Annotated in this window: 22 protein-coding genes and 1 pseudogene; 11 read left to right on the top strand and 12 right to left on the bottom strand. The window is 36.9% G+C overall.

The features are described from left to right. Positions 1–38: 38 nt before the first annotated feature. Positions 39–923, top strand: a complete 885-nt coding sequence (locus KFO35_RS04065) for an LCP family protein (protein WP_156271883.1) — start codon at positions 39–41, stop codon at positions 921–923. Positions 924–1,053: 130 nt separating this feature from the next. Then, a complete protein-coding gene (gene pbp4, locus KFO35_RS04060) occupies positions 1,054–3,090 on the top strand; it encodes a penicillin-binding protein PBP4(5) (protein ID WP_002306661.1) in 2,037 nt (678 codons plus the stop codon). 96 nt (positions 3,091–3,186) lie between these two features. Here the strand turns inward: pbp4 and KFO35_RS04055 are convergent, their stop codons facing one another. From KFO35_RS04055 to KFO35_RS04030, 6 genes are all read right to left on the bottom strand, one after another. Next, a complete protein-coding gene (locus KFO35_RS04055) occupies positions 3,187–4,338 on the bottom strand; it encodes a cation:proton antiporter (protein WP_002319954.1) in 1,152 nt (383 codons plus the stop codon). Positions 4,339–4,491: 153 nt separating this feature from the next. After that, positions 4,492–5,019, bottom strand: a complete 528-nt coding sequence (locus tag KFO35_RS04050; RefSeq protein WP_002306663.1) for an HdeD family acid-resistance protein — start codon at positions 5,017–5,019, stop codon at positions 4,492–4,494. Between the two features lie 98 nt (positions 5,020–5,117). Beyond that, on the bottom strand, positions 5,118–5,468 hold the full coding sequence (locus KFO35_RS04045; RefSeq protein ID WP_002309193.1) for a DUF2200 domain-containing protein: 351 nt from the start codon (positions 5,466–5,468) through the stop codon (positions 5,118–5,120). A gap of 279 nt (positions 5,469–5,747) precedes the next feature. Beyond that, complete coding sequence (gene ahpF / locus KFO35_RS04040; RefSeq protein WP_070704574.1) at positions 5,748–7,277, bottom strand: alkyl hydroperoxide reductase subunit F; 1,530 nt, start codon at positions 7,275–7,277, stop codon at positions 5,748–5,750. Positions 7,278–7,286: 9 nt separating this feature from the next. After that, complete coding sequence (gene ahpC, locus KFO35_RS04035) at positions 7,287–7,850, bottom strand: alkyl hydroperoxide reductase subunit C (protein ID WP_002314981.1); 564 nt, start codon at positions 7,848–7,850, stop codon at positions 7,287–7,289. Positions 7,851–7,994: 144 nt separating this feature from the next. Next, the gene (locus KFO35_RS04030) at positions 7,995–8,654 is read right to left on the bottom strand and encodes a GntR family transcriptional regulator (protein ID WP_002316279.1); all 660 of its coding nucleotides are present in this window, start codon (positions 8,652–8,654) and stop codon (positions 7,995–7,997) included. Positions 8,655–8,837: 183 nt separating this feature from the next. On the opposite strand from KFO35_RS04030, the gene KFO35_RS04025 reads away from it, so the two are divergent. Both KFO35_RS04025 and uxuA read left to right on the top strand, forming a co-directional pair. Continuing rightward, the gene (locus tag KFO35_RS04025) at positions 8,838–10,475 is read left to right on the top strand and encodes a mannitol dehydrogenase family protein (protein WP_156271881.1); all 1,638 of its coding nucleotides are present in this window, start codon (positions 8,838–8,840) and stop codon (positions 10,473–10,475) included. 41 nt (positions 10,476–10,516) lie between these two features. After that, entirely contained in the window at positions 10,517–11,560 is a 1,044-nt protein-coding gene (uxuA, locus tag KFO35_RS04020; RefSeq protein WP_231401909.1) for a mannonate dehydratase, read from the top strand. Between the two features lie 110 nt (positions 11,561–11,670). Here the strand turns inward: uxuA and KFO35_RS04015 are convergent. Beyond that, positions 11,671–13,223 (bottom strand): annotated as a pseudogene (locus tag KFO35_RS04015) (helix-turn-helix domain-containing protein). Positions 13,224–13,370: 147 nt separating this feature from the next. Here KFO35_RS04015 and KFO35_RS04010 point away from each other — a divergent pair. Then, entirely contained in the window at positions 13,371–14,468 is a 1,098-nt protein-coding gene (locus KFO35_RS04010; RefSeq protein ID WP_002319950.1) for an LPXTG cell wall anchor domain-containing protein, read from the top strand. A gap of 134 nt (positions 14,469–14,602) precedes the next feature. Here the strand turns inward: KFO35_RS04010 and KFO35_RS04005 are convergent, their stop codons facing one another. The 5 genes from KFO35_RS04005 to KFO35_RS03985 all read right to left on the bottom strand — a co-directional run bounded on the left by KFO35_RS04005 (position 14,603) and on the right by KFO35_RS03985 (position 18,260). Continuing rightward, entirely contained in the window at positions 14,603–15,640 is a 1,038-nt protein-coding gene (locus KFO35_RS04005; RefSeq protein WP_002319949.1) for an AI-2E family transporter, read from the bottom strand. 149 nt (positions 15,641–15,789) lie between these two features. Further along, entirely contained in the window at positions 15,790–16,230 is a 441-nt protein-coding gene (locus KFO35_RS04000) for a MarR family winged helix-turn-helix transcriptional regulator (RefSeq protein WP_156271879.1), read from the bottom strand. Between the two features lie 56 nt (positions 16,231–16,286). Next, positions 16,287–16,697 carry an organic hydroperoxide resistance protein gene (locus tag KFO35_RS03995; RefSeq protein WP_002290719.1) on the bottom strand — a complete coding sequence of 137 codons (411 nt, stop codon included), beginning with the start codon at positions 16,695–16,697 and terminating at the stop codon, positions 16,287–16,289. A 176-nt stretch (positions 16,698–16,873) separates the two neighbouring features. Beyond that, entirely contained in the window at positions 16,874–17,308 is a 435-nt protein-coding gene (locus tag KFO35_RS03990; RefSeq protein WP_002314985.1) for a VOC family protein, read from the bottom strand. 103 nt (positions 17,309–17,411) lie between these two features. After that, positions 17,412–18,260 (bottom strand): YitT family protein, encoded by an 849-nt coding sequence (locus KFO35_RS03985; protein WP_002314986.1) that lies wholly within the window; start codon positions 18,258–18,260, stop codon positions 17,412–17,414. Positions 18,261–18,667: 407 nt separating this feature from the next. On the opposite strand from KFO35_RS03985, the gene KFO35_RS03980 reads away from it, so the two are divergent. From KFO35_RS03980 to KFO35_RS03955, 6 genes are all read left to right on the top strand, one after another. After that, positions 18,668–20,434, top strand: coding sequence for a glycoside hydrolase family 13 protein (locus KFO35_RS03980; protein WP_002314987.1), 1,767 nt, complete (start codon positions 18,668–18,670; stop codon positions 20,432–20,434). A gap of 101 nt (positions 20,435–20,535) precedes the next feature. After that, positions 20,536–21,795, top strand: a complete 1,260-nt coding sequence (locus tag KFO35_RS03975; RefSeq protein WP_002306680.1) for an extracellular solute-binding protein — start codon at positions 20,536–20,538, stop codon at positions 21,793–21,795. A gap of 147 nt (positions 21,796–21,942) precedes the next feature. Next, a complete protein-coding gene (locus tag KFO35_RS03970; protein ID WP_002290728.1) occupies positions 21,943–23,244 on the top strand; it encodes a carbohydrate ABC transporter permease in 1,302 nt (433 codons plus the stop codon). Positions 23,245–23,247: 3 nt separating this feature from the next. Next, the gene (locus tag KFO35_RS03965; protein WP_002290731.1) at positions 23,248–24,099 is read left to right on the top strand and encodes a sugar ABC transporter permease; all 852 of its coding nucleotides are present in this window, start codon (positions 23,248–23,250) and stop codon (positions 24,097–24,099) included. Between the two features lie 12 nt (positions 24,100–24,111). Beyond that, positions 24,112–24,927, top strand: coding sequence for a maltodextrose utilization protein MalA (locus KFO35_RS03960; protein WP_002309215.1), 816 nt, complete (start codon positions 24,112–24,114; stop codon positions 24,925–24,927). A 150-nt stretch (positions 24,928–25,077) separates the two neighbouring features. Beyond that, on the top strand, positions 25,078–26,244 hold the full coding sequence (locus tag KFO35_RS03955; RefSeq protein WP_002314989.1) for a class I SAM-dependent methyltransferase: 1,167 nt from the start codon (positions 25,078–25,080) through the stop codon (positions 26,242–26,244). The last annotated feature ends 84 nt before the right edge of the window (positions 26,245–26,328 follow it).

The raw sequence follows: 26,328 nt of genomic DNA, 5'->3' as shown, positions 1-26,328 counted from the left end.
TTCAAGCGAGAGATTCTTTTTAGAAAGAGGAATTCGCAATGAAAGTATTTCAAAAAATCATATTATCTGTTTTGTTACTGCTTACACTAGTAGTCGGCTTTTTTTCGATTGAATTTGTCCATGGATTTTCGTCTGCAAAACAGACCTCAACTGTAAAAAAGGTAGATCCGAAAAGTGTCCCTACCACACTAAACGTGGCTTTGATTGGTTCGGATGCCCGTTCGAAAGACGAAAATGGTCGCTCAGATTCACTTATGGTTGCACAATACGACCAGAAAACACAACAAGCAAAACTAATCTCTATCATGAGAGACTCATATGTCGATATACCAGGTTACGGAATGGATAAAATCAATGCAGCGTACTCTTACGGAGGAGTTGATTTATTGAACCAAACATTAAAGGAAAATTTCAAATTTGAAGCCCGGTATTATGCAAGTATCACATTTCAAGATTTTATCGATTGCGTCAATGAACTGTTTCCTGATGGAGTAAAGATTGATGCAGAAAAATCTTTAGATTTAGATGGCGTATATATAAAAAAAGGGAAGCAAGTAATGGATGGCAATACGTTACTGCAGTATGCTCGATTCCGTGAAGACGAAGAAGGAGACTTTGGGAGGATTAGAAGACAGCAACAAGTGATTAAAGCTATCTCTCAGCAGCTGAATGACGTCACTTCGATATTTAAATTACCGAAAGCGGTGGGAAAACTACTTGGCAGTATCCAAACGAACCTTCCTGAGAGTGTGCTACTGGATTGCGGTATGGATTTCCTCAAAGACGATAATAAAAAGATCGATACATTATCCGTACCAGTAGACGGCAGTTGGGACTTCAACGACAATACGCCTTCCGGAAGTGTTCTGGAATTAGATTTGACCAAAAACCAAGAAGCAATCAAAAAATTTCTGAATAATTAAGTAAAGAAAATAAAAGAAAAGAAGTTAGAAATAACAATTTATGTTATGTTCTGACTTCTTTTATTATGTTAGAATAAACAGGTATAAATAGTGAAAATAAAGGAATAACAAGCAAAAGAAGGAGGGAAAAATGAAAAGAAGTGACAAGCACGGCAAAAATCGAACAGGCGCTTATATTGCCGGCGCAGTGATTTTAATAGTAGCTGCAAGTGGCGGTTATTTTTACTACCGGCACTACCAAGAAACCCAAGCAGTAGAAGCTGGAGAAAAGACGGTTGAGCAATTTGTCCAAGCTTTAAACAAAGGAGATTATAACAAAGCTGCAGGAATGGCATCGAAAAAGGCAGCAAATAAAAGTGCATTATCTGAAAAAGAGATCTTAGAAAAATACCAAAATATATACGGTGCTGCCGATGTCAAAGGACTTGAGATATCAAATCTAAAAGTAGATAAAAAAGATGATTCTACTTATAGCTTTTCATATAAAGCAAAGATGAATACCTCATTAGGTGAATTGAAAGATCTTTCTTATAAAGGAACATTAGACAGAAATGATGGAAAAACCACGATCAACTGGCAGCCTAACTTGGTTTTTCCAGAAATGGAAGGAAATGACAAAGTAAGTCTGACCACGCAAGAAGCAACAAGAGGGAACATTTTAGATCGAAATGGGGAACCATTAGCAACAACCGGCAAACTAAAACAATTAGGAGTCGTTCCAAGCAAACTTGGGGATGGGGACGAAAAAACAGCCAATATCAAAGCCATTGCTTCTGCATTCGACTTAACAGAAGATGCTATCAATCAGGCTATTTCACAAAGCTGGGTACAACCCGATTACTTTGTCCCATTGAAAATCATTGATGGAGCAACGCCAGAACTTCCAGCTGGAGCTACCATCCAAGAAGTAGACGGCAGATATTATCCTTTGGGTGAAGCAGCTGCTCAACTGATTGGTTACGTGGGAGATATCACAGCAGAAGATATTGATAAAAATCCAGAATTAAGCAGTAATGGAAAAATCGGACGATCTGGTTTGGAAATGGCTTTTGATAAGGATCTTCGTGGGACTACAGGTGGAAAATTAAGCATCACAGATACAGACGGTGTCGAGAAAAAGGTTCTGATCGAGCATGAAGTCCAAAACGGAAAAGATATCAAATTGACAATCGATGCAAAGGCACAAAAAACAGCTTTCGACAGTCTAGGAGGAAAAGCTGGATCGACTGTTGCGACAACGCCAAAAACCGGTGATCTTCTTGCGCTTGCTAGCTCTCCAAGCTATGATCCAAACAAAATGACAAACGGGATCTCACAAGAAGACTACAAAGCTTATGAAGAAAATCCTGAACAACCATTCATCAGCCGATTTGCGACAGGTTATGCTCCTGGATCTACGTTTAAAATGATCACAGCAGCAATCGGTCTCGACAACGGCACTATCGATCCAAATGAAGTGTTGACGATCAACGGGCTTAAATGGCAAAAAGATAGTTCTTGGGGATCGTATCAAGTAACTCGTGTTAGTGATGTGTCACAAGTAGACTTAAAAACTGCTTTGATTTATTCCGATAATATATATATGGCGCAAGAAACGTTGAAAATGGGGGAGAAGAATTTCCGTGCAGGTTTGGATAAATTCATTTTTGGTGAAGACCTTGATTTGCCAATCAGTATGAATCCAGCACAAATTTCTAATGAAGAGAGCTTTAATTCAGATATCTTGCTAGCTGATACTGGATATGGACAAGGCGAACTTCTAATTAATCCTATCCAGCAAGCAGCAATGTATTCTGTTTTTGCCAACAATGGCACACTTGTCTATCCTAAATTGATTGCAGATAAAGAGACAAAAGATAAGAAGAATGTCATCGGCGAAACAGCAGTACAAACGATCGTGCCAGATCTGAGAGAAGTTGTGCAAGATGTAAATGGTACAGCACATTCTCTTTCTGCTTTAGGGATTCCATTGGCAGCGAAAACTGGTACAGCGGAAATCAAAGAAAAACAGGATGAAAAAGGGAAAGAGAACAGTTTCTTGTTTGCTTTCAACCCTGATAACCAAGGATATATGATGGTTAGCATGTTGGAAAATAAAGAAGATGATGATTCAGCAACTAAACGAGCACCCGAACTATTACAATACCTCAACCAAAATTATCAATAAAGAACGACTTCATAACTATAGTAAAAGGACTGTGACGGTATCGTCACAGTCCTTTTTTCGCATAAACGACAGGTTCACGACCACTTTCTGGGTCACTCACACTTCATAAACTTTTTTTGTAAAATATTTCAGAACAAGTGGAGAAATAAGTGTACTTAATAAAATCACGATTACTAAAGGTGAATAGTACTGTGGTTCGATCAATTGACTTTGCTGTCCAATTTGCAAAATGATCAAAGCCATTTCTCCACGCGAAATCATACCAGCACCGACCATCAATGAACTATGTTGAGAAAAACCGGCAATCTGAGCACCAAAATACCCTCCAAGCAATTTGGTCAAAATTGCTACAAGCGTCAATATAGAAATAAAGAGAAGCTGCTCACCAAAGTCAGAAAAATCAACTTCTAATCCTACACTGACAAAAAATACTGGTATAAATACTGCATATCCTAAAGCTTCAACATTGTGGTATACTTCTTCTTTGACCTTTGTCTGACTGACTGCTATCCCAGCAAAAAAGGCACCAATGACAGAACTAAGACCTACAAGATCCGCTACGTATGACATACCTAAACAAATAACTAGCGATACGATGATAATAGAAGAATTTGCGTACACTTTTTCTGCAAATGAAAGCAAGAAGGGTGCAATCCATTTGACTAATAAGAAAATAAAAACAAAGTAAACGAGTTGTTCAATCAAAACAAGCGGTAAAGAAGCATTGCTAGAAGCTTCTCCAGTGAGAAAAGATAGACTGAAACTTAGGACTAAAACGACTAAAATGTCATCTACAACAGAAGCACCTAAAATAGTTGAGCCTTCTTTCGTATTCACCACGTTTAGTTCCTTTAATACTTCAACTGAAATACTGACAGAAGTTGCTGCAAGAATAATTCCAAAGAAAATTGCTTCATTTCCCGAAACTTGGAATGCTTCGCCTGTTAGCCAACCAAAAACAACAGGGAAGATGATTCCGAGTAAAGCAACGAACATGCCTGGTCGGAAATATTTTTTCAAAAGAGATAAATCACTTTCCAGACCAGCTAAAAACATCAATAAGATTACACCAATCTCCGAGAAGTCATGGACTAGAATATCCGGTTTGACCCAATTCAATCCAGCTTGTCCTAGCAAAACACCAACAAGTAATTGTCCGATTACTGCTGGAATACCTAATCTCCTAGAGATATGCGAGCCAATCGTTGTTGAAATCAATATCAAGCATAAAATACCAATAAATTCCATTCTCATCATTCCTTTGTATAAAATATAGCCCGAACTTAGCATAACATATATTATTGAAAAAATAGGAAAATATACTCATAAAAAAACCAACAATCCAAAAGTATTTTTTGGTTTGTTGGTTTTTAAACAGTCTATTTTAATAACTAAAAACGATTAACGTATAGTCATTTTTCTTACTCTGATAAAATTGATGATTTCCTGGATACCCATGAAAATCAAGATGAAACCGAATATTTGAAATAGAACCATCAAGCTTTTGAATGGATTAAACAATAAGACGAATCCGCCAATCAACAACAGAATACTATAAACACTCCAACTTTTAGCTTTTGTATTCATGCTGAAGAACAACTGGAACAAGCTGTTGATGATAACAGCTAATCCAAGAAGAATCGGCAGGATAGAAACGATTGCAGGTGCAAAAGCATAAACGATCAGCGCACAGATCAGGAAAAAAAGACCACTAAACAGACCGATACTCCAAGAACCTGTTTTCCTTTTAAAACGGTAAGCCTCAAAAAGATTCAACACCCCAAGCAAAACAAGATAGGCAGTGATCAGATAACCGATAAAATGAAAAACAGCAGAAGGGTTTAGCACAATCGCAATCCCAGAAATAATATAAACAGCAGCTCTTAATAAGGCATATTTTTGAATATTTTGTTTAATCGTCTCAAACATATAAGAAAACCTCCTTTGACTTATTTTAACGTGAACTAGTCATTTTACCAAATCAAACGTTACAAAATGAGTGAAGGAGAAGAGCTTCTTAAGAAAGATCATTTTCTGAGGATCTTTTCCATTTTTTTGCCTTTTGCTAGCTCATCGATCATTTTATCTAAATAACGAATTTCTTTCATCAAGTTATCCTCGATGTTTTCTACTCGCACACCACAAACAACACCTGTAATCAAAGAACGAGAAGGATTGGGGGCAGGGGCTTCCGCAAAAAATTGTTCGAAAGTCACTTGTTTTTGTAGTTGCTCTTCTAGTTCTGTTTGGGAATAACCTGTCAGCCAGCAAATGATTTCATCTACTTCCTCTTTTGTACGATCTTTTCTCTCTGCTTTTGCTACATACATAGGATAAACGCTTGCAAAACTTGTCTTAAAAATACGATTTTGCGCCATAATCAGTCACCTTTCTTCTCTCAAACTATTTACTACTTATAGTATATAAGAAAAAGAGAAGAAAAAGTGATTATTCAAAAAAAAAGACAAGAAGGATTGTGACAAAATTCTTATCACAATCCTTTTTTTCGAATAAACGGTGTTCTCATGCCTACTCCTCAGCCACAGGTCACAATATTCAACAAACATGAGAAACTGTTTATTGAAATTGTTCCTTGTGACTCGGAGCTGAACGGCAGGCTCACAACCCCTATCTGTCTTTTGTACAATCTTTATAGTTCAAGTGCGCATCAGATAATCGAATGCTCCTAAAGCTGCAGTAGCTCCTGAACCCATTGAAACGATGATTTGTTTGTATGGACTATCTGTACAATCACCAGCTGCGAAAACGCCGGGGATATTCGTTGCGCCATTTTTCTCGGTCACTATTTCATTTCTTGGATTCATTTCGATCGTTCCATCTAGCCAATCCGTATTAGGGAGTAAGCCGACTAGAATGAATACTCCTGAAACAGCTAGTGTATGCATCTCCATCGTACGGCGATCGATATAGGAGAGAGATTCTACCTGATTCGTACCGCTGATTTCTTTCGTCGCTGCATGTTTGATAACAGTGACATTCGCAAGAGAGACTAGTTTATCCTGTAAGATTTGATCTGCTTTTAATTCTGGTAAGAATTCTAGAACATATACATGTTTTGCTAACCCAGCCAAATCAATTGCTGCTTCAACACCAGAATTACCACCGCCGATAACAGCAATCTCTTTTCCTTTAAATAGAGGACCGTCACAGTGTGGACAATAAGCAATTCCTTTATTTTTAAACTCTTTTTCGCCCGGTACATTGATAGAACGCCAGTGCGCACCTGTCGCAATAATTGCAGTTTTTGCTTGAAGTGATATACCGTTAGCCAAGCCGATATTGATAAAATCTTGCTCTTTATTTAAGGAAACAGCCTCTTGATTGATCATAATATCGATAGGGTAACTACGCACATGATTTTCTACTTGCTGCATTAATTTTGGCCCTTCTGTGTAAAGGGTACCAATCATGTTTTCAATTCCCAGTGTTTCAACGACTTGTCCACCGAAGGAGTCAGCAACAATCCCTGTGCGGATTCCTTTACGTGCTGCATAGATAGCTGCACTACTAGCTGCTGGTCCGCCACCGACCACTAATACATCATAAGGTTTTTTTTCAAATAATTCTTCTTCAACCAAAGGACCAGTGATTTTTTCAACGATTTGTTCGATCGTCATGCGTCCGCTACTAAATTCTTCACCATTTAAAAACACTGTTGGCACTGCCATGATTTGTTTATCATCAATTTCTTTTTGGAACATACCGCCTTCAATCATCGTATGAGTAATATTTGGATTTAATACAGCTAATATATTCAATGCCTGTACAACGTCCGGGCAATTGTGACAAGTCAAGCTAACATAACTGTCAAAATGCAGCTTTTGTTTGATTTGTTTGATTTTGAGACTCAAAGACTCACTGATTTTTGGTGCCCGTCCACTAATTTGTAACAGTGCTAGTAAAAAAGAAGCAAATTCATGACCGAGGGGGATACCAGCAAAAATAATTCCACTTTCTTTGCCAAGAGGGCTGATAGAAAAACTAGGTGTCCGCATCAACTCTTTTTTTTCCCAAGAGATTTTAGGAGACATTTCTGATATTTCCTTCGTAAATTCTGCTAATTTTTGACTATTTTCACTAGTATCCAAACTAACAGAAAAAACAATAGGAGATTCAATCAGTGCTAAATATTGTTCGAGGTTTTGTTTAGTTTCTTTATCTAACATGTCGACCACCTAAATTTTTCCAACAAGATCAAAACTTGGTTTCAATGTTTCGCCACTTTCTTTCCATTTTGCCGGACAAACTTCACCTGGGTGGGTACGTACATATTGAGCAGCCCGTATCTTATCAATCAGTGCACTAGCATCACGGCCAATTCCATCTGCATTGATTTCCATAGCTTGAACGATGCCGTCTGGATCAATAATAAATGTTCCTCGTTGAGCTAATCCTTGTTCTTCATCCAACACATCAAAAATACGAGAAATCCGATGCGAAGGATCGCCAATCATCGTGTATTCGATTTTACCGATAGCATCTGATGTATCATGCCATGCTTTGTGAGTAAAATGGGTATCTGTAGAGCAAGAAAAGACTTCAACACCCAAAGATTTCAAGGTGCTGTATTGTTCTTGTAAGTCTTCTAGTTCAGTGGGGCAAACAAAAGTGAAATCTGCTGGGTAGAAACATAGGATGCTCCAATTCCCCATAAGGTCTTTCTCGCTAATTTCTAAAAATTCTCCTTGATGATAAGCTTGAACGTTAAATTCTTCGATTTTTTTCCCAATCAATGACATAGTAAAACCTCCAATAATAATTATTTATTTATAATGATTGTAATTTAGTTGGAGTTAGAAAGTCAATGAATATTTTGTTATTTAATAAAGATTACTCAAAAACGCTGGTTAATTATAAAATGGAAGAGGCATAAGAAAATACAACTACTTGAAATACTCAGGATAACGTTGAGTGACAGTTTCTTGTTCTTTCAGCATCATGTGCAAGTGCAATCCCGTTTGAAAACGAGCTTCTTCTGGTTTTTTATCGACTAATGCTCTGAATAAATCTTCATGTTGTTCCATGATCGTTTCCCATGGAAGCCCTTGTATGGTCACTCTTAACCAACGAAAACGTTCTAAATGGGTATTGTGGTCATCTAACCAGTTCCAAACTTCTTTTCTGCCGGCAATTTCGAAACAAGCTTCATGAAATAAATTATCTGCACGAAAAAACGCACGTTCATCCTTTATTTGGGCTGCTTTTTCTTGTTCTTTTAAAATCGTTTCTAACACTATTCGTGTTTGATGGTCCAATTTAGAACAGCATTCAATCATGATTTGCTGTTCTAATTGTTCTCGAACAAATCGAGCATTTTCTGCAGAATAGAGATTGATTCTTGAAACATACGTACCACTTTGAGGAACTGTGTACACGAGTTCTTGCTGACGTAGTTGAATCAATGCTTCGCGAATGGGGGTCCGGCCGATAGAAAGATGTTCCTCCAGCGCTTTTTCAGATATTTTTCTTCCAGGTTCTAGGTCCGCATAGATGATTTGTTTACGAATCGCTTGGTAAGCTTGAGATTGCAAGCTACTTTTCATTTTTATACCTCCAAAATCATTTCTATGAACGTAGTATAACAGAAGAGATCTGAAAAACAATCTGATATGTCACTTTAACTCGTAGATTTGTACAAATAGTAAAATTTTGATTGACATAGCGGTTTTTATTGCATAAAATTCATTTGAAGACAAAAACTGATATGTTAGTTTGGGAGGGGAAAAATGATTGATTTAAACAACTGGGAGAACTTTATTCCTGAATTATCTCAAAAAGAAGTAGAAATACCTCATTTTGACCGTGCATCATTAAGAGAAACTGGACAAAGAAATCCTGTCTGGATCCATTTTGGTGGCGGAAATCTTTATCGAGGATTTCATGCAGAAATCGCTCAATGTTTAGCGGATCAAGGCGAATTGCCCACTGGTGTCATTGTTTGTGAAACATTCGATGAAGAAATAATTGAAAAGGCTTACCTAGTTTTTGATGATTTGGTTCTTGAAGTGGTCATGCCAAGCAGTGGAAAATTTATCAAACGTGTATTAGCTGCGACAGCTGACAGTCTGTATTGTCATCCAGATTGTTCGGAACACTTTGCTAAGATGATTGGTCACTTTGAAAATCCGAGTTTACAATTAGTTACTTTTGCTATTACTGAAAAAGGTTATCGATTGAAAGATACAAGTAATAAATATATAGGACCGATTGCAGTTGATATAAAAAATGGTCCGAAAAAGCCATCACATACGATGAGTATTCTTGCTGCACTACTTTATAGACGGTTTTTATCGGGAGCTTGGCCGATTGCACTTGTCTCTACAGATAATTTTTCACAAAACGGCAGTCAATTACGTACTTCGTTGCTAGCGATCGCAAAAGAATGGCAAAAGGAAGGTTATGTACCAGAAACATTTATCCAATACTTATCGAATGAAGAAATCGTTGCGTTTCCATGGACAATGATTGATCGTATCACTCCGAATCCTTCCATATCAGTTAGCAGAATGTTGGCAGAAGAAGGCTTTTTAAATATGTCGATCTTGCAAACCGCAAAGGGAACCAATATTGCGCCATTCGTCAATACAGAAGATATCCATTATTTAATCATGGAAGATCATTTTCCAAACGGACGTCCGAGATTCGAAAAAGCTGGAGTGTTCTTGACTGATCGTGCAACGGTAGATAAAGCAGATACGATGAAAGTGACGACTTGTCTTAATCCTTTGCATACGGCTTTAGCTATTATGGGTTGTTTACTGGGTTATAGGAGTATAGCTGAAGAGATGAAAGATCCAGATTTGTCACTGTTAGTTTCTGAAATCGGGTACAATGAAGGTCCTCCAGTCGTAGAATCGCCTGGAATCATTGATCCAAAGACCTTTCTTGAAGAAGTAGTCACTGTGCGATTTTCTAATCCAAATATTCCTGACATGCCTCAGCGAATCGCCACGGATACCTCTCAAAAGGTGGCGATTCGTTACGGTGAGACGATTAAAAAATATATGGAAATAGAAAATAAGGACCCGCAGACTCTTGTGTTCATCCCATTGATTCTCGCTGCTTGGCTTCGATACCTTATTGGCCTTGATGATCAAGGAAAACCATTCACACCGAGTCCAGATCCTTTGCTGGTGGAACTTCAGCACAGGCTTTCTGATATTCAATTGGGTACGCAAGATACCTCACATATCCAAGAGAAAATTGTTCCTATTTTGTCAAATAAAGAAATTTTTGGTGTAGATCTTTATCAAGCTGAGATTGGCAGAAAAATAGAAGGAATGTTCATCAAAATGTTGGCAGGACCCAATGCCGTACGAAAAACATTACAGAATTACTTACAAGAACATGGAGGAACTTTATAATGGAAATGACTTTTAGATGGTAGGGTTCACAAGAGGAAAAGATTGCTTTAGATGAAATCAGACAAATACCTGCAGTCAAAGGTATTGTAGGCACATTGATGGATATACCAGTAGGAGAAGTGTGGCCTAGGGAACGGATCAAAGAATTAAAAGAAGAAATTGAGTCTCGTGGATTGACACTAAAGGTTATCGAAAGCGTCAATGTGCATGATGCCATTAAAATTGGTTTACCATCCCGTGAGCAGTATATCGAAAACTATAAGCAGACGATTCGAAACTTGGCAGAATATGGAATAGAAGTCATCTGCTATAATTTTATGCCTGTATTTGATTGGGTCAAATCTGATCTTGATTACCGCTTAGAAGATGGCTCATCTACGTTAGCTTTTATATCCGCTGATATTCCAGCTGATCCAAAAGAAATCGTCGAACGCATCGAACAGTCCAGCAATGAATTCGAGTTGCCGGGGTGGGAACCTGAACGCTTAGCTCATATCAAATCTTTGCTTGAAGCGTATGCATCAATAGACGAAGAAAAACTTCGAGAAAATTTTGCTTATTTTCTTCAATCAATCATCCCGACATGTGAAGAGGTAGGGGTCAAAATGGCTGTACACCCAGATGACCCGCCGTACTCGATTTTTGGATTACCTCGAATCGTAAAGAATCGAGAAGACCTAGATTGGTTGTGCCGAGTAGTAGACAGTCCTTCTAACGGAATCACTCTTTGTACAGGAAGTATTGCAGAAGATCCAGAAAATGATGTGTATGAAATTTTAGCAGAATTTTGCCAAAGAGACCGGATCCCATTTGCTCACGTTCGAAATATCAAGTTTTTAGATAATCGAGATTTCTATGAGGCACCGCATAAATCAGAATACGGTTCATTAGACATGTACCGTATACTAAAAACAATGTATGACAACGGATTTGACGGATACATCCGCCCTGATCATGGCAGAATGATTTGGAATGAGACAGGAAGACCAGGATATGGCTTATATGATCGAGCATTAGGTGCGGTATATCTAAATGGATTATGGGAAGCAATTGAAAAAGGAAACGAACGTAAAGAAAACCAGTAAATAATTTATAATTTTATTATGTAAAAGAAAAAGATATTCAAATTTTTGTGACATAAATCCGTATGCTTTTCAACAGTATACGGATTTATGTCACTTCTTTGGTCTAGGAACTAGAGGTTATCTTGATTTTCTTTTTCCGATTGGTTCATAAGAGCCTCTTCTTTTAATTCAAAAATATATTCTGAAATCCTCATAATCACTTTTTTCCAATCTTCTGGTGTGATGATTCCCTTTAAAATATATATTTTTTGATGTGGGAAGGCAACTGTTTCAAAGGGCAGTCACTGATAACGATGTTACAGTTCTCCATAAAATCGTTTTGTATTTTGATCGATTCATTTGAAAAAATTTGTTCTATCTTAACAATCAAATCTTTACTGATATAAAAATCACGCGTATAGTTCACACCAATCACGATCAGCGGTTGTTTTTTGTAACGATCATATAAATGTACTAGATCTTCGACCATCCATAGCACATTTTCTTTTTCTAAAATATCTGGCAGCATATGTTGATTTTGTTCTCTGAAATCCATGTAAAATCGTTCAATAGCTGTTTGGATTTCTTTCAATACGTTATGCTCTTGATAAAGCATAAAAGTAGGAAGGGGCGTATTTGGTTGATTGAAGTTAAGAAATCCATTATAAAGTTTATTTCGTGCGAACGCCAACGAGTAAAGAATCTTTTCTTTTTCAGGCATAAACAAATCAAATACAGTACAAAAGGATTCCACCATTTTTCTTGAATAAAGAACATGAGGAACATTTGCTTTTCTTAAAAGTTCGTATTGCTCCAAACTTGTTTTTTCTGATTCGATTTTCGTGATAGAGAGCCGAGCTAAAATATTCACTAGGATGCGTTGTTCGCGACAAATTGGCAGATTGGGACGCAAAATATCGACAGAGGGATCAATAAAAAAGTCAATATATTCATACTCCTCAAACTCTCTTTGCACACCTTTCACAGAAGTAGCCGGAAAATTCTCTTTACATATTTTCAACAGCAAATATAATTTATCCATCATACCGCTATTCAGTCGGTCAAGTACCTCTTTTTTAAAAAAAGTATTCATCATAAAAGCAACTACCTGTGGTTCTTCATCATAAAAATCTGTAGCAGTACTTGAAAAGATATTCCAATAAATATCTAATGCTGCATATTGGATTTGTACTTCTTTTCCAGAAAAGGACTTTCTTCCATTATTAGAAAAGGAGACAGACAAACCATACAATGCTAAAAATGCATTGATTTTTTTCATTTTCGTATACAGATAAGAGGCACTATAGTTCGTTTGCTGACTTAAACTGATAATCGAATTTGTCTGACAACTGAACAAAGAAGTCAAGATCTCATAACTGACCGATTCGTTGCAGTACCTTCCAAATAGACGATAGTAGCAATAAGCCGGATCAATTCCTTCAAAATTCAACTTCAAAAAAGGTTTTTGTTTATCAATATGCAATTCTGTTAGATTTAGACGCTCAAAATCTTGTTCTAATTCTTTGATGTATAATAGAAAATTTGATTCAGACATATGGAAATGATCTGCTAAATATTGTGTAGTAATAAAGAAACGATGTTCAGACAGGAAAAGAAAAATATCTAATTTTGTATTGCTTTTTTTCTTTAAAAGATACGTTTTTATCGCTTCTTGGGTTTGCATGAAGGGCGCTCCTTTTTACTTAAATTGTTAAAACTTGAAAATATTACTGTTTTTTTCATGAATCTAGACAAAAAGACAGTAAACATATAGGCACAATCTCTACTATCTTATTTCTTGCATACAAAAAAATCAAGGAGTGAGAGAGTTATGAGATATCCAACCATCTTAATCTCAACATTTACAGCCTTAAGCTTATCGCTTACTATAAATCAGACAGTGCATACAGAGGAGATAGGAACAGCAAATTGGGCAGAAACCAAATGGGCCAATGTTAATCGAATTACTTTCCAAGATGAATTTTCTTCCTTCAATTCAGGTGTCACAAAATTGAAAAAAGGACAAACAGCGACCATCAAAGCAACAGTTGATTATTCGGGAGACTTAGCACCGATACGACAATCAGCTGTTACATTTGAGAATGTTGACCCTGCTTTATTGATCAGTTACGACGAGAATACTTTGTCTATCCAACACAAGCAAGCAACATTTACTTTCACCGTCACATTAAATCAGGACTTGCTAAAACCAGCACTGTTTACTGTCAAAGTAGCAGATGGCTTACCGAACGATCTTCATTATTTGACGCCGTATAGTCAACGGCAGACAGTTGAGCAAGATTCAGCAATCGACTCAGGAGGAGGAGATCTTGTTGGGGAACCAACGGATAAACCAGAAAATGAAAACAAGCCTGATATACCGCCTACAGAAAATCCAGACGGAGAACAGCAACCGGAAATAGAATCTGGTGAAGAGCCTGATACAGAAATGAAGCCGGAGCCAGACAATGAATCAAAACCTGAAACAACTCCCGAAGAAAAACCAGGCACAGATAATGAAACCGAGAATCCAGAGAAACCAGATGTGACTCCAGAACCACCAAATAGGGTTCCTGAAGAAAAGCCAGATGTGTCCCCAGAAATGCCAGAAAAAACACCTGAAACAAATATAACGGCAAAAGAGATAAGCACCCAAAAGGATGAAAAGAAAGAGAGTCAAAAAATAGATACAACCATTCAACAAATAAATAAAGAGAAGCAGAATACACAAACACAACGATTTGATAACCCTCACCCAGCTGAGACTTTAAAAAGTAGCAAAGATACAATCCTTGCTAGTCCTGATACGAAAAATAAACAGCTGCCAAAATCTGGAGAAGCACAAAATAAAGTCATACTGTGGAGCGGAATCATTCTATTAGGCATAACAATGATGTTTTCTGTAAAAAGATTTAAACAAAATAGATGACACTGACATTTGAAGAATGTCGGAGAACACATTTTTACAAACGAAAAAGTAATATTAATAAAACGACCCTGAATAGCAGATTCTAAATCTGATATTTAGGGTCGTTCTAATTTTTATCTTTCTTCATTTTTAATTTAAAGGAGATCTGTTTCTCTTGGTGAATGATTCGGAATCTTTTTCACTTTCAGCACATCTAAAAAGAAGGTGAAGATCGGAATGCCGACAATCAATCCCCAAACGCCAAAGAATCGTTCACTAACAAGCAAGACCACGAATGTATAAAAAATCGGCAAGTCTGTTTTGCTAGACATTAATTTTGGGTTCAGTACATAAGATTCGATCAGATGTACAACCAAAATCGTCATCAGGATGTAAACAACATCTCTGATTCCTCCTTGTGAATAAGCAATGAAAGATAGAGGAATACAAGAAATAATAACGCCTGCTACTGGGATCAGACTTAGAATGAATATCATAATTGCTAAGCTCAGCAGTTGGTGAAAGCCAAATGCGGCCAAGGCAATAGTTGTGAGCAGGGTGTTTAAAAGAGCAATAATAAATTGAGCTTCTAATACTAAACCAAATGTATTGACAAACTTATCGGCGAAATAATATAGATCTTGAAAGAACCAAGAAAACTCACTTTTTAGAAATAACCGTGAGAAAAAAATCGTTTTTTGCTTTTCAATCATAAAAAAGAAACTTAAGATGAACGACATAGCGAACGCCACTGCCAGTTTTCCTATATCTTGTAAATAGCCAAGCGCAATTGACGCGCCATTTTGAAGCTGTTCAAAGAAATCGTTCCGCTCGATATAATTGTGGATGTACTGTAAAACTGGATCTGCATCTTTTGGTTGATGCTCGTAAAAATCAATAACAGATTGGATCATATCGAATGTTTGATGAATAAGCATCGGGATATACTTTGTGAATGCCAGATAGATAAGATAAACGATCAATGTATAAATCATGATGGCTAAAATACCTGTAGGGATTCGGACAAATCGCTGAATGATTTGAACAAGGTGGATCATCAAGTAAGTAAAGATAAATGTGAGTAAAATGGTTGTAATCATACTTCTTACTAAGAAAAGTACAAAAATGACAGATAATAAAACAGTGAGGCGGCGTATTTTTTCATTCGCCAAAAAACGCTGATAAACGGACAATTTGACAACCTCCAAATAACAAAAATAAACACGTTATTCATTATATGATGGAATACGAAAATAAGAAAGGGAAAGAGCAAAAAGAAAAACCGCTAAATGACGTTATCTTATGAGTTGGTTTTCCTCATAAAATCGTTCATCTAGCAGTTTCAGCCCTTTTTCTGGTCTTGATGAAAATTATCTATCATTTTTCGGGTCAGATGTTGCAGTGTATCCAATTCTTCCTGTTCAAGCGGAAGATAAGACTTGATCTTTTGTGGAATACCTTCTGCTTGTTTTTGCAACGCAACTCCTTGAGAAGTGAGCGTAACATTTACGATTCTTTCGTCATCCGTTTCACGCTGACGCTTGATATAATTTTTTTCTGCTAACTTCTTCAGTAAGGGGGTTAGCGTACCAGAATCCAGACACAAATCATTTCCTAGCTCTTTCACTGTAGTCTTTTTCTTTTCCCATAAAACTAGCATCACAAGATACTGGGTATAGGTAAGATCCAGCGGTTTGAGAAGGGGAGTGTAGTGCCTGATGATCTCCTTAGAGGCGGCATATAAAGGAAAACATACTTGATTAGCTAAATATAGATCTTCCATTTTTCCACCTCCGCTGTTTCACTATAGTGTATCATAGCGGATTTACACAAAAAAGTCTATTCACTAACAGCTTTCAGAGTAACTTCGATATTTCCAGCTGTCGCTTTTGAATAAGGGCACACTTTATGTGCAGCTTCTAATAATTCTTGGGTTTCTTCTAGAGAAAGGCCTTCGATAGATCCTTCAATCTCTACGCCTAAGACAAAGCTCATTTCACTTTCGGAATAAAGAGAAACTTGTGCGCTGACAGTAGAAGCGCCAGAAATATTTTTTTGTTGTTTAATCAACTCCAATGCACTGTTGAAACAGGCACTGAAACCAGCTGCAAACAATTGTTCAGGATTTGTTGCGTTTTCAACACGTTTACCAGGAGCTGCAATATTTAATTCGAATGTGTGATCAGGATTATGGACTTCTCCAGAACGTCCGCCTGTGTTGATCATTTTTGTAGAATACATTTTTTTCATAAGATTACCACCTTTTATTATATTTGATGCAATTAGATTGTACACAATTTAATTATAAAAAGCAAAGAAATTGATTATTCAAGAAAAAAGAGAAAGCACATGGAACAAACTTGCTTCCTCTAATAAGAATATTTACAAAAAAATATCAGTGACAAGAACTAATCCCATCATAAACTTTACATATATTTTTCAAAAAGTTGTTTTCTTTCTTCAAAACTTACTTCACGATGAACCTGATGAAGCATCCATAAATAACCAAAAGGATCCCTGAACATCGAATTGGTCACACCAAAGTCCATCATTTCTGTCATTTCTTGGATCTCTACACAGCCATTTCGTAATGCTTTATTATGTGTGTCCTTAATGTCAGAGACGATGATATTGAACCAGATCGTATTTGGATGTTCAGCAGTAGGGGCAGTCAGACCAATGGGCGGATTGTCATCCAGCATATGGAACCGCGTGCCATACAAGGAAAAAATGACTTCATTATTGCCTCTAGGATACTCTGTTGCCTCAATCAGTTCTATTTCATCAAAGATCGTTTGATAAAGTTTTAGAGCTTTCAAACTATCATTTAATACAAAATCGATTTCTGTTCCTTTATGCATAAAATTCTCCTCTCTTTTTCAATCGAACATTTACTTATTTCTTCTATTATTATACCAGTTAAAGAAAACGCATTCAAAATAATAGGGTTGATTACTTACCAACTCATTCGATTGGATGATAAGTAAATCCGCGTCCCATTACTTCTGCTACGCTGTTGACAATGACAAAGGCGCTTGGATCAATTTCTTCTATCAGAGGTTTCATTCGAGAGAATTCATGATCGGTCACAACGATCAATAACACTTCTTTTGACTTTCGGTTATAGCCGCCTTTTGCCTCCAGCAAGGTAAGCCCGCGTCCGATTTCAGCACTTAAGCGAAGGCGAATGTCTTCCAAAGAATGTTCGCTCATAACCATGACGGATTTCTTCCGATTGATCCCTGTTTCGATATAGGTCATGACGATTGAAGTGATTGCAATAGATAAGATAGCGTAAAGAAATTCTTCTATTCCAAAAACAAACAGATTGAGAGAAACGACGAAAGCATCTGTAAGAAACAGGCCGATCGAAGTGTTCAAGTGGAAATATTTTTTAAAAATGAGGGGAGGGATCGTCGTGCCACCACTGGAAGAGTTATTTTTATATAAGATGGCCACTCCTAAAGCAAAAATCGCACTTCCAAAAATGACAGATAACAACCGATCTGAAGTAATCATCATCTCTGGTACTACCGCGATGATCAAAGGAAAAACTAAGCTTCCAAAAAGCACTTTGAAAAAAGGTTTTTTACCTAAAAACAGAAGAGCTAGCACTAACATAGCGATATTCAATACTAAAATGACTATAGCACGGTCAAAACCGAAAGCAGCTTCCAGTAATATTCCTAGTCCGCTGACACCACCAGCAGCGATATGATGAGGCCCTAAAAACATATTTATAGCGACTCCTAATATAAAGAGGGCAAAAATAATTTTGGCATATGTCCATATATATTGTCTTGTTTCTTTCATTTATCCACTTCCTTTAGTTGATTAATAGTATTCTTATCTTATTATAACTTATTTTTCACTATAAGTTAACTTCGTTTAATAAAAAAATTAGGCTTGGCTAATTTAGGAAACTCATCTTATCTGAAATCACTCGATCAAACAAAAACTCTTAAAAAACTTTTTCGATTAGGAAGATCGAATATAGAGAGCAGAGAAACAGATAAACTAAGATAATTATAGAACTCGAAATAGGTAGAAAATAGATTCAAAAACTTTTAAAAGTTTTTGAATCTATCTGTTGAATTCGCTTAAAAAGTAATAGAAAAGTGCCAAAAAAACTGTTACCGATAACATTTTTGAAAACGTTGTCTTTTCTATCTCTATCACTTATAGTGAGGACGTAATATTAAATCGCAAGGAGGAAATCAATGGACACAGCTGCAATTTATCATCGACCGGAAAGTGAATATGCATTTCTATATACGAATACAAAATTCCGTATCCGGCTTCGTACTCGGAAGAATGATATCAAAAAAGTATATGTGTTAAGCGGAGATCCGTATACCATAACAACTGAAAAATGGTATCAAAAAGAACGACCAATTAAAAAGTGTTTAAGTACAAATGTTCATGATTATTGGGAAGTTGAATTGACAAGTGAAACAAGACGATTACAATATGCGTTCCATGTTATTGGAGAAGACAGCACGGATTGTTTCTATGGTGATCAAGGTGTTTTTCCTTATCGAAAAAATGTGATTGTTGAACCAAATTTTTATTTTCGAATGCCTTATTTCCATCAAATTGATCGCTTCGTTGTACCAGAATGGGTGAAAGAAACAGTATGGTATCAAATTTTTCCTGAAAGATTTGCAAATGGGGATAAAGCAAATGATCCCGATCATACTTTGGCTTGGGGAAGCAAAGATCCAGATCGTGAAGATTTCTTTGGCGGGGATTTACAAGGTGTGATGGATCATCTGGATTATTTGACAGACCTGGGTATCAACGGAATATACTTTTGTCCCATATTTAAAGCTACATCCAATCACAAGTACGACACGATCGACTATTATGAAGTCGATCCCGCGTTTGGAGATAAAAAACTTTTAAAAAATTTAATTGATGAAGCACATAAAAGAGGGATACGTATCATGTTTGATGCTGTATTCAATCATATGGGAATCCATTCGCCCCAATGGCAAGATGTACTCGAAAACGGAGAAAAATCAATCTATAAAGACTGGTTCCATATCCGCTTTTTCCCAGTAGATTCCTATCAGATGACTGATGTGCCAGAAACTGCTGAAAATATCCCATATGATACTTTTGCTTTTACTCCATTCATGCCCAAACTAAATACAGCAAATCCAGAGGTTCAAAAATATTTATTAGATATTGCCACCTATTGGATAAAAGAATTCGATATTGATGGATGGCGACTAGATGTTGCTAATGAAGTGGATCATCATTTTTGGAAAAAATTTAGAGAAGAAGTTACAGTCATCAAACCTGATATCTATATCCTGGGAGAGATCTGGCATTCCTCACAGGCCTGGCTGCAAGGGGATGAATTCCACGCAGTAATGAATTACGCATTTACAGATTCAATTAAAGATTATTTTGCAAAAAAGAAAATTACAGCTTCGCAAATGGTCAGTGGAATGAATCATCAGCAAATGCTTTACAGAGATCAGGTGAACGAAGGGACATTTAACTTATTAGATTCTCATGATACTGCAAGGATCTTAACTCTTTGTAATGGGAACAAGGAATTGATGAAATCTGTGATGACTTTTATGTTTCTTCAAAAAGGATCTCCATGTATCTATTATGGGACAGAAGTAGGGATGACTGGTGGAGAAGACCCGGATTGTCGAAAATGTATGGTCTGGGAAAAAGAAAAACAAGATCTAGAACTGTTTGGTTTTATAAAAGAACTCGTTTCTCTTAGGAAACAGTTGTCTAAGATTCTTTCTGAAGGGGCTACCCAATGGTTAATAGTAAATGATCGTGAAGATAAGCTCTATTTTGTACGTGAACTAGAGGGGCAGATTATCCATATTTACTTCAATCAGTCAGCAGAACCTTGGATAGTAGAACAGGAAAATGAGGTTATTCTTAGTCAAAATTGTCAGTTATTAGAAGATGGGAAAGCAGAGATACAGCAATACGGATTTTTGATTATGTGTTGAAAACTGTTACCGGTAACAGAAAGAAAGCGTTTGCAAATAAAGATTTGTGCCCATTATAATAGTGGTGTAACAGCACGTTGAATACACAGGAGGAAATGAAGATGAAAAAAAGAAGCGCGAAAAAGTTAGGTTTAGGGTTAGTCTCTTTAGGAATCTTAGGCGGATTAGCGGCTTGTGGCAATGGTAATTCTTCAGCAGAAGGGGAAGCGGAAGAAGGGAAAACGTTAACAGTCTCCGTTGATTCTGGATATAAAGATTATATAAACGAAATAAAAGATACATTCGAAAAAGAAAACGATGTGAAGATCAAGCTGGTAGAAAAGGACATGTTCGATCAGTTAGAATCATTAGCGTTAGATGGGCCTGCTGGAAAGGGACCTGACGTTATGATGGCAGCATATGACCGGATCGGTGCGTTAGGACAGCAAGGACATCTGGCGGAAGTAAAACTGGGAAATGAATCAGCTTACGATGAAACAGACAAAGCCCAAGTGACTTATGATGGAAAAATCTATGGAGAACCTGCAGTAATCGAGACCCTTGTTTTGTACTATAACAAAGATTTAGTCGATACAGCACCAGCGACGTTTAAAGATTTGGAAAATCTATCCAAAGACAGTCGTTTTGCTTTTGAGTCAGAAGCAGGAAAAAATACAGGATTTTTAGCTAAATGGACTGACTTTTATTATTCCTATGGTTTGATTGCAGGTTACGGTGGCTATGTATTCGGTGATGATGGTACAGATCCTTCTGATATCGGTTTGAATAATGCAGGTGCTGTAGAAGGAATTTCTTATGCAACAGATTGGTTCCAAAATGTTTGGCCTAAGGGAATGCAAGACATAAAAAGTGCAGGAGACTTCGCCAGCCAGCAATTCATGTCCAACAAAACTGCAGCAATTATTGACGGCCCATGGCAAGCGCAAACATACAAAGAAAACAATATCAATTATGGTGTTGCAAAAATTCCTACTCTAAACAATGGACAGCCTTATCAACCATTTGGCGGAGGAAAAGGATGGGTAGTCAGCAATTATGCTAAAAATAAAGATCTCTCTCAAAAATGGCTCGATTATGTAACGAATCAGGAGAATCAAGAGAAATTCTTTGAAATGGTAAATGAAATCCCTGCAAATCAACAAGCTCGGGAAACAGCCAAGGCTAAAAACGATGAATTAACAACAGCTGTGATCGAACAATATGAAACAGCTCAAGCAATGCCAAACATCCCAGAAATGGGTGAAGTTTGGACAGGTGCAGAAAACTTGATGTTCGATGCAGCATCAGGTTCAAAAACACCAAAAGAATCCGCAGATGAAGCAGTGAAAACAATCAGTGAAGCCATAGAACAAAAATACTGATTAAAATGATAACCGTCCATTTTTATAAAAAAATGGAACAGGTGCTTCAGATAGAGGTGGCAAGAGCGAGATGGAAAATTATCTTGTTCTTGTTGCCATTATCTTAAAAGTAGTTTGCGGTTTAGCAAGTTTAGAGGGGGCATTCAGATGCAGCAAGATAAAACAAGCCAGATCAACGAAAAAAAAATCACGCTTTGTTCACTTATTCCGGGTATGGGGCAGTTTGTAAATGGCCAAACTTTTAAAGGTATCGTTTTTTTCGCAATATTCGTCCTATTCATTGGTCAGATGTTCTTGGGCGGATTTCATGCATTGATAGGATTGGTTACTTTGGGAAGTATACCAATGGAAGATCATTCATTATTTATTTTGATTGAAGGCACTTTGCAATTCATCATTACAATCATTTTCTTGATTTTTTACGCTTTGAATCTTCTAGACGCCTATCGAGTAGCAAGGATGCGTAAAGAAGGGAAAAAAATCAATCGAACGATGAAGGAAGTCATACATAATATAGGTGATGAAGGTTTTCCTTATCTATTGACACTTCCCGCGTATCTTCTCATGATTTTTACCATCATTTTCCCAGTCTTAGTCACATTATTTACTGCATTTACCAATTATGACTTTAATCATATTCCACCAGCCAGTTTGATTGATTGGGTAGGGGCTAAAAACTTTTTTAGCATCTTCTTCTTGAGTTCATATCGCAATACTTTTTTTGCAGTCTTTTCATGGACCGTAATCTGGACGTTATGTGCAACAACTTTACAAATCACCCTTGGTATTCTCACAGCGGTTGTTGCTCACCAAAAATTTATTAAATTTAAACGTATTTTCGGTATCATTTTCTTATTACCGTGGGCGGTCCCAGCGTTTATTACTATCATGAGTTTTTCGAATATATTCAACGATAGCGTAGGTGCCATCAATACTCAAGTTATTCCTTTCATAAACCAGCTTCCATTTGTAGATATCAGTGCAATCTCTTGGAAAACGGACCCGAACTGGACTAAAGTGGCAATCATCTTAGTTCAAGGATGGTTAGGATTTCCCTATATCTATGTAATGGTTACAGGGATTTTACAGTCGATTTCTGAAGATTTGTATGAAGCAGCAAAAATCGATGGAGCAAATGCTTGGCAACGTTTCTCAAATATCACACTGCCAGCTGTATTTCTAGTTGCGGCACCAACGTTTATTACCCAATATACTGGGAATTTCAATAATTTTTCTATGATCTACCTATTTAACAATGGAGGGCCCGGAAGCGTGGGTGGAGGAGCTGGTTCTACAGATATCCTGATTTCATGGATTTATAAACTTACGACTGGAACTTCTCCACAGTATTCTATGGCTTCAGCCATTACGTTGATTATCTCCATCATCGTTATCTGCGTATCTTTGCTAGTGTTCAAAAAGACAAATGCGTTCAATATGGGGGATTAAACAATGAAAAAATTTCATTCGAGTGCACGATTCCAAAAACGGCTTTCTCACTTTTTTACTTACTTTTTTCTTTTACTGTTATCAGTCATTATTATCTATCCACTTTTGATCACAGCAAGTACTGCCTTCAAGTCAGGAAACATTGCGGCTTTCAGTTTGGATTTTTCAAGCGACTGGACTTTAGGGAATTTCACGCGGCTGTTCAGTGAAACACTTTACGGGACGTGGTATAAAAATACGTTAATCATCTCTGTCCTAACGATGATCGTACAAGTAACTGTAGTAACTTTAGCTGGTTATACGTATAGCCGTTATCGTTTTATCGGCCGCAAATCAAGTTTGATGTTCTTTTTAGTGATTCAGATGGTACCGACTATGGCAGCATTGACTGCCTTTTATGTCATGGCTTTCTTATTAGAGGCACTAGATAAGTATTGGTTCTTGACGATGATTTATATAGGCGGTGGGATTCCAATGAATACTTGGCTGATGAAAGGATACTTTGACACAGTACCAATAGATTTAGATGAATCTGCTAAACTTGATGGGGCAGGGCATTTCAGGATTTTTTTCCAGATTGTATTACCTCTTGTCAAACCAATGCTCGCCGTTCAAGCATTATGGGCATTCATGGGACCTTTTGGCGACTTCATGCTAGCGAAGTTCCTGCTCCGAACACCTGAAAATCAGACTGTTGCTGTCGGCCTGCAAACATTTATTTCTGACGTGACAAATCAAAGGGTCTCCCTCTTTGCTGCTGGAGCAATTTTGATTGCTTTACCGATTTGTCTATTATTCTTCTTTTTACAAAAGAACTTTGTAACCGGCCTGACATCTGGCGGGACAAAAGGATAGGAGCAGAGGATCATGCAAACATTTCCGTTAAATTATTTTTCCACTTTACGTACGCCAACTCAAGTGTTTGCGGGACGCAAACTATTATCATGGCCCAAATTTTTCTTGATATTTGTATTTTTAGTTTCCTTGATGGTCATGCCTGTGACTCTTTTTTATGCCAATCAGATCCAAGGGATTCCATTAGAACAATTTCTATCCGTTCATTCGTTGATCGATGAACAAGGAACCAAAAAATTTTCTGAACTTGAATTATCTGAAACTGGGTTACAATCATCGCAACAAACGATAGCTGTGACCCCTGAAATTTTGGTAGGTGTGTCTTTATCTGAGAAACAACAATCCGATCATGGAACTTTTATTGATTTTGAGAAGGAACAATGGGTGATCCAACAAAAGGATAAATCTGGTATACGCCGCTATACGATGAATTATAGTCCATCTTTCCAACCGGATTCTGTACGTACGCCGGAAGATTTCCAACGATTTTTAGAAAGAGAATTTTATGCCAGTAATCGTCCAACAATCATTTTATCTTATAGTTTAAGTCTTGGTCTTGTCCTATTTATCATGACGAGTCTCATTTTATTCGGTGCTTCCTTTTTCTTGTGGATGACAAGAAAAAGCCAACTCTCATCCATTCATACATTCAAAGAGAGTGCAAATTTGATGCTGAATGTGATGGGGATAGGATCCATGGTAGCAGCAGTTGTAGGGTTTATCCACTTTGACTTTATCTTGATGCTAAGTGTCCAAACAATGATAACTGTCTTGCTGCTTTTATGGGTTTTTGCTAAGACAAAATTCAAAGATAAGCGTGTCGAATGACAAGTTTAAGTGATTTGTGCGACAATGAATGTGAAAAAAATGAAAAATAAAGTAGTTTTTGAAAAATTTCTGAAAAAATTAAACTTCTTAGTTGATTCTTTTCTTTTTTAGTATTAACGTAATAGGGTAGTTTTTTTAAGGAGGAAAATCATGTTAGAGAAAACTTTATACAACCAATTATTTTCACGTTCTTTCTCGCTCCCTGTCGAAGTAAATTATTGGGACGGTACAACGAAACAATACGGAGATACGGACACTCCTCCCCAAATCAAAATCAATATCCATGAAGAAATCCCAATGAAAGAGATTACAAGCAACGCTTCTTTGGCACTAGGAGAAGCCTATATGGATCATCGAATCGAGATCGAGGGAAGTATCCAAGCATTAATCAACGATGCTTATCAGCAATCAAACAGCTTTTTACGAGGAAAAGATTATCTAAAATGGCTGCCAAAGAAAGAAAAACATACAAAACAAAAAAACAAAGAAGATATCCATGCGCATTATGACTTAGGTAACGACTTTTATAAACTTTGGCTAGACCCAACTTTGACTTATTCTTGTGCCTATTTCAACACACCTGAAGATACGTTGGAACAAGCACAAATCAATAAAGTCCATCATATTTTAGACAAACTCTTTATCAAAGAAGGCGAAACGTTGCTTGATATCGGTTGCGGCTGGGGAACATTGATGTTCACTGCTGCCAAAGAATATAACGTCAAAGCAACTGGGATTACTCTAAGTGAAGAACAATACGATTTGATCACAAAAAAAATCAAAGAAGAACATTTAGAAGATAAATGCCGTGTATTATTAATGGATTACCGTGAACTAAAAGGCGAAACGTTTGATCATATCACAAGTGTAGGTATGTTCGAACATGTAGGTTCTGAAAATCTTGAAGGTTATTTCAAAGTCGTAAAAGATTTATTGAAACCAAAAGGAACAGCTTTGATCCATGGAATCAGTCGACAACAAGGCGGTGCGACAAATGCTTGGATCAATAAATATATTTTCCCTGGCGGTTATGTTCCTGGGGTTACTGAATTAGTTGATAATATTACAAAAAACGATTTGCAATTGATCGATTTAGAAAGTTTGCGTCGTGACTATCAATTGACATTAGAGCATTGGACAAAAAATTTCCATCAAGTCCAAGATCAAGTCACGAAAGAAATGGGTGATTCCTTCTATCGAATGTGGGATCTATATTTACAAGCTTGTGCAGCGTCATTTGAGTCAAGCAATATCGATGTAATTCAATATTTGCTTGTTCAACCTGGAAATAATGATATCCCAATGCATCGTGCATAATTGATATAAAAAGGCAGTTTAAAAGCTATTTAATTATTTAATAAATGGAAGCTAAGTTTTATGATGCTCCCGAAGTGAGATTTT

Origin of the sequence: Enterococcus lactis (assembly GCF_015751045.1) — a bacterium.
Lineage (GTDB): Bacteria > Bacillota > Bacilli > Lactobacillales > Enterococcaceae > Enterococcus_B > Enterococcus_B lactis.
This window is presented reverse-complemented; position numbering and strand designations above follow the sequence as displayed.

Excerpts from the sequence above, each read along its gene's own strand:
- KFO35_RS04065 (WP_156271883.1), top strand. The coding sequence starts at position 39 with ATGAAAGTATTTCAAAAAATCATATTATCTGTTTTGTTACTGCTTACA.
- pbp4 (WP_002306661.1), top strand. The coding sequence starts at position 1,054 with ATGAAAAGAAGTGACAAGCACGGCAAAAATCGAACAGGCGCTTATATT.
- KFO35_RS04055 (WP_002319954.1), bottom strand. The coding sequence starts at position 4,338 with ATGGAATTTATTGGTATTTTATGCTTGATATTGATTTCAACAACGATT.
- KFO35_RS04050 (WP_002306663.1), bottom strand. The coding sequence starts at position 5,019 with ATGTTTGAGACGATTAAACAAAATATTCAAAAATATGCCTTATTAAGA.
- KFO35_RS04045 (WP_002309193.1), bottom strand. The coding sequence starts at position 5,468 with ATGGCGCAAAATCGTATTTTTAAGACAAGTTTTGCAAGCGTTTATCCT.
- ahpF (WP_070704574.1), bottom strand. The coding sequence starts at position 7,277 with ATGTTAGATAAAGAAACTAAACAAAACCTCGAACAATATTTAGCACTG.
- ahpC (WP_002314981.1), bottom strand. The coding sequence starts at position 7,850 with ATGTCATTGATTGGGAAAAAAATCGAAGAATTTAACGTTCAAGCTTAT.
- KFO35_RS04030 (WP_002316279.1), bottom strand. The coding sequence starts at position 8,654 with ATGAAAAGTAGCTTGCAATCTCAAGCTTACCAAGCGATTCGTAAACAA.
- KFO35_RS04025 (WP_156271881.1), top strand. The coding sequence starts at position 8,838 with ATGATTGATTTAAACAACTGGGAGAACTTTATTCCTGAATTATCTCAA.
- KFO35_RS04010 (WP_002319950.1), top strand. The coding sequence starts at position 13,371 with ATGAGATATCCAACCATCTTAATCTCAACATTTACAGCCTTAAGCTTA.
- KFO35_RS04000 (WP_156271879.1), bottom strand. The coding sequence starts at position 16,230 with ATGGAAGATCTATATTTAGCTAATCAAGTATGTTTTCCTTTATATGCC.
- KFO35_RS03995 (WP_002290719.1), bottom strand. The coding sequence starts at position 16,697 with ATGAAAAAAATGTATTCTACAAAAATGATCAACACAGGCGGACGTTCT.
- KFO35_RS03990 (WP_002314985.1), bottom strand. The coding sequence starts at position 17,308 with ATGCATAAAGGAACAGAAATCGATTTTGTATTAAATGATAGTTTGAAA.
- KFO35_RS03985 (WP_002314986.1), bottom strand. The coding sequence starts at position 18,260 with ATGAAAGAAACAAGACAATATATATGGACATATGCCAAAATTATTTTT.
- KFO35_RS03980 (WP_002314987.1), top strand. The coding sequence starts at position 18,668 with ATGGACACAGCTGCAATTTATCATCGACCGGAAAGTGAATATGCATTT.
- KFO35_RS03975 (WP_002306680.1), top strand. The coding sequence starts at position 20,536 with ATGAAAAAAAGAAGCGCGAAAAAGTTAGGTTTAGGGTTAGTCTCTTTA.
- KFO35_RS03970 (WP_002290728.1), top strand. The coding sequence starts at position 21,943 with ATGCAGCAAGATAAAACAAGCCAGATCAACGAAAAAAAAATCACGCTT.
- KFO35_RS03965 (WP_002290731.1), top strand. The coding sequence starts at position 23,248 with ATGAAAAAATTTCATTCGAGTGCACGATTCCAAAAACGGCTTTCTCAC.
- KFO35_RS03960 (WP_002309215.1), top strand. The coding sequence starts at position 24,112 with ATGCAAACATTTCCGTTAAATTATTTTTCCACTTTACGTACGCCAACT.
- KFO35_RS03955 (WP_002314989.1), top strand. The coding sequence starts at position 25,078 with ATGTTAGAGAAAACTTTATACAACCAATTATTTTCACGTTCTTTCTCG.